We start from the raw sequence: 9,743 nt of genomic DNA, 5'->3' as shown, positions 1-9,743 counted from the left end.
GCTGCGGACCGCCTCCGTGCACTCCCACGCCCGCGGCGGATCCGCGTCCGGCCCGCCCAGGACCACCGGCCCCGGCCCCGCCGACACCGCCTCGCTGCCCGCCAGCGTGCACACCACCTGCGACAGCGCCACCGGCGGCAGGTCCTCCGGCTTGCGGCTGATGCGTATCGTGCCCGCCGGGTCGTTCGCCCGCGCCGGGGCGACCGTCAGCCCTTCCGGGACGCCGGTCGTGAAGCCCGCGTCGCGCTCCTCCGCCGACGGGTCCCGTTCCAGCGCCTCCAGCAGCGCCTCGGCAACCAGCACCACGGGGTCCTTCACCGGCTTCTTCTCCGGTACCGGCACCACCCGCTCCACGCCGACCAGCTGCGATCCGCACACCAGTTCCACCGTGGCCCGGAAACCCTGCACCCCGGTCTGCGGCACCGGCGTGTCGCACGACACCCGTGACGGCGCCGCGCCGACGTCCACCGGGACCGTCGTCGCCCTGATCCCGCACCCGGACACCAGGCCCGCCACGGCCAGCAGCACCAGTGCCCTACGCGTCCGCGTCACCGGCAATCACCTTCCCCACGTCCACCGGCAGCCTCAGCGTGAACAGCGCTCCGCCCCCCGGCCCGTTGGCCGCGCTGATGTCGCCGCCGTGGATGTGCGCGTTCTCCATCGCGATCGACAGGCCCAGTCCGCTGCCGTCCGACTTCGGCCGCGACGCGCTCGCCTTGTAGAACCGGTCGAAGACGTGCGGCAGCACTTCCTCCGGGATGCCCGGCCCGTTGTCCTGCACCGCGATCGACAGCCAGTCGCCCTCGACGACCACGGACACCCGCACCGGCGAGCCGCCGTGCTTGAGCGCGTTGCCGATCAGGTTGGCGAGGATGACGTCGAGGCGGCGAGGGTCGAGGCGGGCCACGATGCCCCGCTCCGCGTCCAGTTCGACCGCGTCGAGCCAGGCCCGCGCGTCGATGCACGCCGTCACCTGGTCGGCGACGTCCACGTCGTCCAGCACCAGCCGGGCCGTCCCCGCGTCGAAGCGGGTGACCTCCATCAGGTTCTCGACGAGGATGTTCAGCCGCCGCGTCTCGCTGACCACCAGGCCGACCGCCGGTGCGATCATCGGATCGAGGTCCTCGACCTCCTCCTCCAGCACCTCGGCGACCGCCGTCAGCGCCGTCAGCGGAGTGCGCAGCTCGTGCGACATGTCCGCGACGAAGCGCCGGCTGGCCTCCTCGCGGGCGCTCATGTCGGCGACCTTCTTCTCCAGCGCTTCCGCCGTCTTGTTGAACGTGTGCGACAGGTCGGCGAGTTCGTCGGTCCCCGACACGTCGAGCCGGTGGTCCAGCTCGCCCTCGCCGAGGCGCCGCGCCGCGTCCCCCAGCCGTTGTACGGGCTTGAGCACCGTCCGGGCCGCCGCCTGCGCCAGCAGCGCGGACCCGAGCAGCGCGAGGCCCGTGGCGATGGTCAGCGACCAGCCGAGCGCGTTCAGGTCGTCGCGCTCCTGCGCCAGGGACTTGTACATGTAGCCGGTCGGCCCGCCGCCCACGATCCGCGTCCCGCCGACCAGGTACGGGTTGCCGCGCGGCTTCGTGCGCTGCCAGTACATGTGGTACTCGGCGTCCGTCGCGGCCGTGGCCTTCTGCCGGTCGTTGACCGCGCGCTGGAGCGAGCCCGGTACGTCGTCCAGCCCGAAGGAGTCGGGACCGGCCGCGCCGAACACCTTGCGGCCGTCCTTGCGCTCGTCGACCAGCAGCACGCTGTAGCCGGGGCTGCTGCCCGCCATCAGCTCGGCGGTGCGCTGCATCTCCTCGGGCGTCGGGTCGGCGGGCAGCGCCGCGGCCCGGTTCTGCATCTCCTGGCGGAAGTCGCCGAGCGCCGCGTCCTGGGTGCGGGTGAGCACGGCCTCGCGGTTGAGCCAGTACGCGATGCCGGAGGCGGACACGGCGGCGACCAGCGCGACCAGCGAGAACACCATGAGGAGCCGCAGCCGCAGGCTGGTCCAGCGCCGGCCCGCGAACAGGGCTTTGATCACTGTGGCGAGTCCAGCCGGTAGCCGACACCCCGCACGGTCCGGATCAGGGTGGGCGAGGACGGCACTTCCTCGACCTTGGCGCGCAGCCGCTGTACGCAGGCGTCCACGAGCCGGGAGTCGCCGAGGTAGTCGTGCTCCCAGACCAGCCGCAGCAGCTGCTGGCGGGACAGGGCCTGCCCGGGCCGGCGGCTGAGTTCCAGCAGCAGCCGCAGTTCGGTCGGCGTCAGCTGGAGGTCCTCGCCGTTCTTCGTGACCGTCATCGCGGCCCGGTCGATGACCAGGGACCCGAAGACCGCGGAGTCGCTGGCCTCCCGCTCCCCGCGGCGCAGGACGGCCCGGATGCGGGCGTCGAGCACGCGGCCCTGGACGGGCTTGACGACGTAGTCGTCGGCGCCCGACTCCAGGCCCACGACGACATCGATGTCGTCGCTGCGGGCGGTCAGCAGGATGATCGGCAGCTGGTCGGTGCGGCGGATCCGCCGGCAGACCTCGAAACCGTCGATCCCGGGCAGCATGACGTCCAGCACGATCAGGTCCGGCCGCTGCTCGCGCAGCAGTTTCAGGCCGTCCTCGCCCGTCGCCGCAGTGGCCACACGGTGGCCCTGGCGGGACAGGGAGAGTTCGAGGGCCGTGCGGATGGCGTCGTCGTCCTCGATCAGCAACAGGAAAGGCACGGGCTCATTCTGTCCCATCGACCGTTGGGAGTTCGACCGTCGGGTCGAAGGGATCGCACGGGGACCGCTGTGACAGGCCTGTGACAGTCGGCGGACACCCCGGTTAAGTCGGCCGGGCAGTCTTCTACCAACGCAACAGAGCGGGATCCGAAGCAGACAGACTCCACGACGGGGGGCGCGAGATGAACACGCTGCACAGCACCAGCACCAGCGCGGTTGTCACGCGGCTGCACGATGTGAACCGCCGGGCAGGTGTCCGTTCGGTGACGGTCGCCCGTCCGCGGCCGGCGCACACGGTGGCCATCGACGCGAACACGTACCGGTCTTCCGTTCCGGCACAGCCCGCTCCCGAGCTGTCCGCCACCTCGGAGGCCGAGTTCACGGCGTACGTCCGGGAGCGGCGGGCCGCCCTGTACGCGACGGCCTTCCACCTGACCGGTGACCGTTACGAGGCCGAGGACCTGCTCCAGAGCGCCCTGTTCTCCACGTACCGCGCCTGGGACCGCATCAGCGACAAGGCGGCCGTCGGCGGATACCTGCGGCGCACGATGACGAACCTGCACATCAGCGCGTGGCGCCGGCGGAAGCTGAACGAGTACCCGACGGAGGAGCTGCCGGAGACGGCGTCCGACACGGACGCGATGCGGGGCACGGAACTGCGCGCGGTGCTGTGGCAGGCACTGGCCCGCATTCCGGAGCCGCAGCGCACCATGCTGGTGCTGCGTTACTACGAGGGCCGCACGGACCCGGAGATCGCCGAGATCCTGGGGATCAGCGTCGGCACCGTGAAGTCGAGCATCTGGCGGTCGCTGCGGCGGCTGCGGGACGACGAGGCGCTGAGCTTCGGCCGCGACGAGGCGGAGTCCTTCGAGGAGCTCGTCGCGTAGCGCGGCACACCACAGACCATGGGCCAGGGGGCCCGTCCTACGGGGGTGGGGCGGGAGGCCGATGGGGGGGACGGGAAGGCGGGATCAAGCGGCCGGGGGTCCGCGGGGTCCCGCCTTTCCTCATGTCCGGGCCGGGGCCGTGGTGCGGTGGCGGCCGGCCGCGCAGGCGGCCAGGCGGCCGAGGGCTTCGTCACGGGCGCAGGCGTGCGCGCCGAGGGCGGTGTGCCGGGCCACGATGCCGCGTTCCGCCCGCATCAGCCGCCAGCCCCGGCGCAGCAGGAACGGCAGCGACTTGCGGCCCTCGCGCAGGTCCCTGGCGAGCCGGCGCCGGAACGTCGTCGACGGGCGCCCGCGCAGGCAGATGGCGTCCGCGAGGAGCCCCGCCTCCTGGCACCGGGCCACGATGTCGGCCGCGAAGATGCCCTCCGCGATGAACAGCGGGGTGCGCGCGATGTCCAGCGTCTCCGTACCCGTACGGGAGGACGAGGCGATGGAGTACACCGGCACCTCGGTGCGGCCTGCGGCGCAGAGTTCCACGATGGCGGCGACCGCCGCGTCCGCGTCCCAGGACAGCGGGGAGTCCCAGTCGATGTCGGAACTGCCTTCGACCAGGGGGAGGGTCGGGTCGTCGGCCTCCTTGTAGAAGTCGTCCAGGCGCAGCACCGGCAGCCCGGAACGGGCAGCCAGCCTGGACTTCCCGGACCCGGAGGGCCCGGTCAACAGGACGACACGCGTAGGCAAAGGAGAGGAGGAGCTCACGGGACACCAGTGTGAACCATTCCCCCGCGCAGGGGATGCCTCCGGTGGCCGGTTGGTATCCAGGATCACACCTCAACTACGCTGCGTGCGCACGCGACTACGACCTCAGGCGGGATCCCCATGGCACGTCACGCAGCCCCCGGCAGCTCCACGCTGCGCTCCGCAGGACTCACGCTCTCGATGGCCGGTGCGGCCCTGGCCATGGCCGCGGGCGGTGCCCAGGCCGGTGAGCTCTCCGTTCCGGCGGCGCTCGCCGGGGTCACCGACCCGATCGCGAACCTCAAGGTGAATCCGCTGGCCCACACCGGCGTGGACCCGCTCGACAACGGCGTGGCGACCAGGGTCGCGGACTTCCCGGCGGTCGGGACCACCATGGTCACGGGGATCCTGACGCAGGGGCCGTCCGTCGGGGAGCTGCCCGACGCGGCGGCGTCCTCGCTGCTCGGGCCGCTGCTGCCGAAGTAGCGGGGCCGGGTGTGCGAAGGCCCCGGCGGCGTGGGGAGACGCTGCCGGGGCCGGTGCACGCGGGTGACCGTCTAGTACGAGGATCCGCCCGAGCCGAGCGAGCCCGTCGGGTGCCAGACCGTCTTGGTCTCCAGGAACGCCGTCATGCGGTGCGTGCCCGGGTCGGCGCTCCAGTCGTCCACAGGCTGTGGACGCAGGACGCGCTTGAGGTTGTCGGCCGCGGCGATCTCCAGCTCCTTGGCCAGCGCCGCGTCGGCACCCGCCAGGTCGATCGCGTTGACGTCCTGGTGGGACGCCAGGTGCGGGCCCATCTCGGCGGCCTTGCCGGACAGGATGTTGACGACGCCGCCGGGCAGGTCGGAGGTGGCCAGCACCTCGCCCAGCGAAAGCGCCGGGAGCGGCGACTTCTCCGAGGTGATCACGACCGCCGTGTTGCCGGTCGCGATCACGGGGGCGATCACCGAGACCAGGCCCAGGAACGAGGACTCCTGGGGGGCGATGACGGTGACGACGCCGGTCGGCTCGGGGGTGGAGAGGTTGAAGAACGGCCCGGCGACGGGGTTGGCCCCGCCCACGATCTGGGCGATCTTGTCGGTCCAGCCCGCGTACCAGACCCAGCGGTCGATGGCCGCGTCGACGACCGCGCCGGCCTTCGACTTGGACAGGCCCTCCGCCTCGCCGACCTCGCGGACGAACTGCTCGCGGCGGCCCTCCAGCATCTCGGCGATGCGGTAGAGGATCTGCCCGCGGTTGTAGGCGGTCGCGCCGGACCAGCCGCCGAAGGCCTTGCGGGCCGCGACGACCGCGTCACGGGCGTCCTTGCGGGAGGACAGGGGCGCGTTGGCCAGCCACTTGCCCTTCGAGTCGCTCACCTCGTACACCCGGCCGCTCTCGGAGCGGGGGAACTTGCCCCCGACGTACAGCTTGTAGGTCTTGAAGACGTTCAGACGCAGAGAGGTCTCAGACATCGAGGTAGGCCTCCAGACCGTGGCGGCCGCCCTCGCGGCCGAAGCCCGACTCCTTGTAGCCGCCGAAGGGCGAGGTCGGGTCGAACTTGTTGAACGTGTTGGCCCACACCACACCCGCGCGGAGCTTGTTGGCGACCGCGAGGATGCGGCTGCCCTTCTCCGTCCAGATGCCGGCGGACAGGCCGTACTGGCTGTTGTTGGCCTTGGCGACGGCCTCGTCGGGCGTGCGGAACGTCAGTACGGACAGCACCGGGCCGAAGATCTCGTCGCGGGCGACGGTGTGCGCCTGGGTGACGTTCGTGAAGAGCGTCGGGGCGAACCAGTAGCCGGAGGACGGCAGCTCGCACGCCGGGGACCAGCGCTCGGCACCCTCGGCCTCGCCGGTCTCGGCGAGCGCCGTGATCCGGGCGAGCTGCTCGGCGGAGTTGATCGCGCCGATGTCGGTGTTCTTGTCGAGCGGGTCGCCCAGGCGCAGGGTGCTCAGGCGGCGCTTGAGGGAGTCCAGCAGCTCGTCGTGGATCGACTCCTGGACCAGCAGGCGCGAGCCCGCGCAGCAGACCTGGCCCTGGTTGAAGAAGATGCCGGTGACGATGCCCTCGACGGCCTGGTCGATGGGGGCGTCGTCGAAGACGATGTTGGCGCCCTTGCCGCCCAGCTCCAGGGTGACCTTCTTGTCCGTGCCGGCGATCTGGCGGGCGATGGCCTTGCCGACCGCGGTCGAGCCGGTGAAGGCGACCTTGTTGACGTCCGGGTGCTCGACGAGGGCCGCGCCCGCGTCGCCGTAGCCCGTGAGGATGTTGACGACGCCCTTGGGCAGGCCCGCCTGGCGGCAGATGTCCGCGAAGAACAGCGCGGAGAGCGGGGTGGTCTCGGCGGGCTTGAGGACGACCGTGTTGCCGGCGGCGAGCGCCGGGGCGATCTTCCACGCGAGCATCAGCAGCGGGAAGTTCCACGGGATGACCTGGCCGGCGACGCCGAGCGGGCGCGGGTTCGGGCCGTAGCCCGCGTGGTCGAGCTTGTCGGCCCAGCCCGCGTAGTAGAAGAAGTGCGCGGCGACGAGCGGGAGGTCCGCGTCGCGGGTCTCCTTGATCGGCTTGCCGTTGTCCAGGGTCTCCAGGACGGCGAGCTCGCGGCTGCGCTCCTGGATGATCCGGGCGATGCGGAAGAGGTACTTGGCGCGCTCGGAACCCGGCAGCGCGGACCACGTCGCGAAGGCCTTGCGGGCGGCCCTGACGGCGCGGTCGACGTCGGCGGCGCCGGCCTGGGCGACCTCGGAGAGGACCTCCTCGGACGACGGCGAGACGGTCTTGAAGACCTTGCCGTCGGCGGCGTCGGTGAACTCGCCGTCGATGAAGAGCCCGTAGGAGGGGGCGATGTCGACGACGGAACGCGACTCGGGGGCCGGTGCGTACTCGAAAAGGGATGCCATGGTGATCAGTCCACCGTCACGTAGTCGGGACCGGAGTAACGGCCGGTGCTCAGCTTCTGGCGCTGCATCAACAGGTCGTTGAGCAGGCTGGAGGCGCCGAAGCGGAACCAGTGGTTGGACAGCCAGTCCTCGCCCACGGTCTCGTTGACCAGGACCAGGAACTTGACGGCGTCCTTGGTGGTCCGGATGCCGCCGGCCGGCTTCACGCCGATCTGGATTCCAGTCTGCGCCCTGAAGTCACGGACGGCTTCGAGCATCAGCAGCGTGTTCGCCGGGGTGGCGTTGACGCCGACCTTGCCCGTGGAGGTCTTGATGAAGTCGGCGCCCGCGAGCATGCCGATCCAGGAGGCCCTGCGGATGTTGTCGTACGTGGACAGTTCGCCGGTCTCGAAGATCACCTTGAGGCGGGCGGCGGTCCCGTCGGGGCGTACGCACGCCTCCTTGACGGCCTTGATCAGCTCGTACGTCTCCAGGTAGCGGCCGGCGAGGAAGGCGCCACGGTCGATGACCATGTCGATCTCGTCGGCGCCGGCGGCGACGGCGTCACGGGTGTCCGCGAGCTTGACGGGCAGCGCGGCGCGGCCGGCCGGGAAGGCGGTCGCGACGGAGGCCACCTTGACGTCGGCGCCGTTCAGGGCCGCCTTGGCGGTGGCCACCATGTCGGGGTAGACGCAGACCGCGGCGGTCATGGGCGTGCTGCGGTCGGTCGGGTCGGGGTTGACGGCCTTGGCGGAGAGCGCTCGGACCTTGCCCGGGGTGTCCGCACCCTCGAGCGTGGTCAGGTCGATCATGGAAATGGCCAGGTCAATGGCGTACGCCTTGGCCGTGGTCTTGATCGAACGGGTACCGAGCGCGGCCGCGCGGGCCTCCAGGCCGACGGCGTCTACGCCGGGCAGCCCGTGCAGGAAGCGGCGCAGCGCGCTGTCGGACGTCGTCACGTCAGCGAATGCGGAGAGGGTGGTGGGCATGGTCACCAGATGAGCATATCTACGCGCGTAGCTGCCTGTCACCCCCTGCGGGTGCACATCTGTGCGGGACCGGCCACATCCGGGCACGGCGGGCATCCGGCCGCACTCACGGCTGCGGACCGCTGACCTCCGCTTTTGCTGTTACACGGCGAAGACGGGAACCTGATCGTCCGGTCGAACGGGATCCGTAAATTTCTCTTCAGCAGCCCGCCAGACCTCACCGGATGAAAGCCCGACAGAGAAAACGCGGCATGCGACTCTCCCACTTATCCTCGAAACAGCTTCCAGGAGTCGTTATGCGTTCCGCCCTCCGCACCTCGATCGTCACCGCCGCCCTCGCCGGGGCCCTGCTCGCGCCGGCGTGCACGACCGCGTTCGCCGCGCCGGCCGTGCACAGTGCGACGGCTTCGGGGTACGGAACCGTCTCGGACGACGACCGCTACGCGGGCGAGCCGGTCTACATCGGCGCCGGACTGGTCGCGGTGCTGCGCAACGGGCCCGAAGGCCCCGAAGCCTGGATCCGCGCCGTCGGCGAGCAGTGGAAGCCGGGCGACACCTACATGGTCCGGGTCCTGACCCTGCTGGACCGCTCGCACTCCGGTGACACGGTCAACGGGCTCAGCCTGAAGCTCACCCGGCTGAACACTTCCGCCCCGGTGCTGACGGTCACCAAGGACGGTGCCACCGAGTCCTTCCCGCTGCCGAAGGCGTCGTCCCCGAAGGCCGGGTCCCCGAAGACCCCGGACGTGCCGGTCAAGCCCGCCCCGGAGAACCCGAAGACCCCCGCCGCCGCCGCGAAGACGCCGGTCACCGCCGGCAAGGACCGCTACGACGGTGAGGTCGTCCTCGTCGGCAAGGGCCGCATCGCGGTGCTGCGCAACGACTCCGAGGGCCCCGAGGTCTGGATCCGCGCCGTCTCCGACGACTGGAAGCCGGCCGACGGCCGGGCGGGCCGTGTACTGGCCGCGCTGGACCTGTCCGGCCCCCGCGCGGTCGTCGACGGCACCGCGTACGAGCTCGCCAAGACGGACAACGGCCGCTACGGCCTGACCGTCCGGATGCAGGGCGGGGGCGCCCCGGCCCTCTACCTGCTGCCGGAGGCAGGGACCGCCGCCAAGCCCGCCGCCCCCGCCGTACAGCCGGCCGCCGCCGTGCAGCCGGCCGCCGACGCCAAGCCGGTCGCCGACGTGAAGCCGCAGGGCGGCGCGCAGACCGTGATCGTGCCCCGGGGCGGGGTGGCCGCCGGCGCGGACTTCGCCGCCGAGGACACCGACAACAGCATCACCGTGGCGGCGGGCGGCACGCTGATCGCGCTCCTCGCCGGGCTCGGCGCGGCCTGGGTGGCCCGCAACCGCACGGCCCGCAACCGCGGCTGACCCGCACCGCCTGCACCACCCGCACTTCCCCACCACCCCGCACCATCCCGCACCGCCTGCACCATCCCGCACCACCCGCAGTGTCCGGCCCTCCTCAGGCCACCGCTCCACCCACACCCCATCCGGCGGGCCCCCCCCTGTGGGGGGCCGCCGGGCCCGTGTCCCCCGGAGCCCCCCCCAGGCCCCCCGCCGCC

10 protein-coding genes are annotated in these 9,743 nt (G+C 71.8%); 3 read left to right on the top strand and 7 right to left on the bottom strand.

Annotation, left to right across the window (positions count from 1 at the left end; genetic code table 11):
* The 3 genes from ACFXA3_RS23800 to afsQ1 all read right to left on the bottom strand — a co-directional run.
* The coding region (locus ACFXA3_RS23800) for a hypothetical protein (protein ID WP_385189833.1) at positions 1 to 552 on the bottom strand (552 nt) is incomplete at its 3' end.
* Entirely contained in the window at positions 536 to 2,122 is a 1,587-nt protein-coding gene (locus ACFXA3_RS23795; protein ID WP_385189842.1) for an ATP-binding protein, read from the bottom strand. The genes ACFXA3_RS23800 and ACFXA3_RS23795, both read right to left, overlap by 17 nt.
* Positions 2,020 to 2,697, bottom strand: a complete 678-nt coding sequence (gene afsQ1 / locus ACFXA3_RS23790) for a two-component system response regulator AfsQ1 (RefSeq protein ID WP_180291024.1) — start codon at positions 2,695 to 2,697, stop codon at positions 2,020 to 2,022. The genes ACFXA3_RS23795 and afsQ1 overlap by 103 nt, the downstream gene beginning before the upstream one ends.
* A gap of 182 nt (positions 2,698 to 2,879) precedes the next feature.
* Here afsQ1 and ACFXA3_RS23785 point away from each other — a divergent pair, with 182 nt between their 5' ends.
* The gene (locus tag ACFXA3_RS23785; protein WP_385189829.1) at positions 2,880 to 3,584 is read left to right on the top strand and encodes a SigE family RNA polymerase sigma factor; all 705 of its coding nucleotides are present in this window, start codon (positions 2,880 to 2,882) and stop codon (positions 3,582 to 3,584) included.
* Positions 3,585 to 3,704: 120 nt separating this feature from the next.
* Here the strand turns inward: ACFXA3_RS23785 and ACFXA3_RS23780 are convergent, their stop codons facing one another.
* Positions 3,705 to 4,409, bottom strand: a complete 705-nt coding sequence (locus ACFXA3_RS23780) for a uridine kinase (protein WP_385189839.1) — start codon at positions 4,407 to 4,409, stop codon at positions 3,705 to 3,707.
* A gap of 54 nt (positions 4,410 to 4,463) precedes the next feature.
* On the opposite strand from ACFXA3_RS23780, the gene ACFXA3_RS23775 reads away from it, so the two are divergent.
* A complete protein-coding gene (locus ACFXA3_RS23775; protein WP_385189826.1) occupies positions 4,464 to 4,808 on the top strand; it encodes a hypothetical protein in 345 nt (114 codons plus the stop codon).
* Positions 4,809 to 4,879: 71 nt separating this feature from the next.
* On the opposite strand, the gene ACFXA3_RS23770 is transcribed toward ACFXA3_RS23775, so the two are convergent.
* From ACFXA3_RS23770 to deoC, 3 genes are read right to left on the bottom strand one after another with little or no spacing between them, the layout of a single operon-like run.
* The gene (locus ACFXA3_RS23770) at positions 4,880 to 5,776 is read right to left on the bottom strand and encodes an aldehyde dehydrogenase family protein (protein ID WP_385189823.1); all 897 of its coding nucleotides are present in this window, start codon (positions 5,774 to 5,776) and stop codon (positions 4,880 to 4,882) included.
* Positions 5,769 to 7,205 (bottom strand): aldehyde dehydrogenase family protein, encoded by a 1,437-nt coding sequence (locus ACFXA3_RS23765; RefSeq protein ID WP_385189820.1) that lies wholly within the window; start codon positions 7,203 to 7,205, stop codon positions 5,769 to 5,771. Before ACFXA3_RS23765 ends, ACFXA3_RS23770 begins: the two co-directional genes overlap by 8 nt.
* Positions 7,206 to 7,210: 5 nt before the next feature.
* Positions 7,211 to 8,173: a deoxyribose-phosphate aldolase gene (gene deoC / locus ACFXA3_RS23760; protein WP_385189836.1), complete on the bottom strand. Its 963-nt coding sequence runs from the start codon at positions 8,171 to 8,173 to the stop codon at positions 7,211 to 7,213.
* A gap of 296 nt (positions 8,174 to 8,469) precedes the next feature.
* Here deoC and ACFXA3_RS23755 point away from each other — a divergent pair, with 296 nt between their 5' ends.
* Positions 8,470 to 9,549: a hypothetical protein gene (locus tag ACFXA3_RS23755; RefSeq protein ID WP_385189818.1), complete on the top strand. Its 1,080-nt coding sequence runs from the start codon at positions 8,470 to 8,472 to the stop codon at positions 9,547 to 9,549.
* Positions 9,550 to 9,743: the final 194 nt, after the last annotated feature.

Source organism: Streptomyces sp. NPDC059456, from assembly GCF_042750055.1.
In the GTDB taxonomy this organism is placed as follows: Bacteria; Actinomycetota; Actinomycetes; order Streptomycetales; family Streptomycetaceae; genus Streptomyces.
This window is presented reverse-complemented; position numbering and strand designations above follow the sequence as displayed.